The 917-nt window shown below is 37.8% G+C and carries 1 protein-coding gene; it reads left to right on the forward strand.

Going from position 1 to position 917, the window contains the following annotated elements; genetic code table 11:
* Positions 1 to 730: protein-glutamine gamma-glutamyltransferase (locus V7068_RS13570; RefSeq protein WP_499713229.1), on the forward strand; the 730-nt coding region annotated here is incomplete at its 5' end.
* Positions 731 to 917 lie beyond the last annotated feature (187 nt).

The raw sequence follows: 917 nt of genomic DNA on the forward strand, positions 1-917 counted from the left end.
GTATCAGTCTCTCGATGAATTATCGTTTGAACTCAAATTACGCAAAAACATCATAGTAAGTGCAAGAGCCATGAATCAAGGTTATGCTCAGTTCCAACCCTTTTCCTATTCTCGTTGTAATCCCGAATACTGGTATTTGACAAATGCCGGCGGATTCCAGCTGAGGCCTGGTGTAATGCCATCTGATGCGATTCAAGACATTTACAACAACAGTTCGCTGTATGCGTTTGAATGTGCCACGGCAAAGGTAATTATCTATTATCATGCCGTTTTAAACAGTCTGGGCGAATATGTATTTAATCAGATATTCCAAGGCCTCTATTTATACAGCTGGTATGCTGATCCTGAACTGGGCATACAACCGATTAATACGGATTATTTCTTACCCGGAGATGTTGTTTATTTTAATAATCCGGAATTTCATCCAGAAACCCCTTGGTGGAGAGGGGAAAATGCGGTTGTTCTCGAAGATGGTGCATATTTTGCACATGGAGTAGGAATAGGGACTGCTGAACAAATGATTCAAGCGCTAAATAAAGCGAGAATGCCAGGGAGTACTCAATCAGCCTACCTGACAAATTCGGTCGTAAGACCCTCTTTTAAACATTTAGCAAAATTTTCGACGCTGCCACGAAATGATATGGCTTATAAAATCCAACATGTCGTCATACACCATAACGAAAGTTCGATTTCAGGTGATCGGTATCGGTTCTATTTCCATTACAAATGATTAGATTTCATTTTAAATCTACTAATATAATCTTTTTATAAATTATTGAATATCTCAAAACATCTAGAAATATCACGAAAAACAATGCTTTAGTATTATCTGTGGCCAATAATGAACGTATATGGTTTATTTTGGCCATTTTTTGTCTATTTAAGGCATTTACAATAGGGAGATGACAGGCGTAGAA

The organism is Bacillus sp. JJ634 (assembly GCF_036962285.1).
Classification (GTDB): Bacteria; Bacillota; Bacilli; order Bacillales; family DSM-1321; genus Peribacillus; species Peribacillus asahii_A.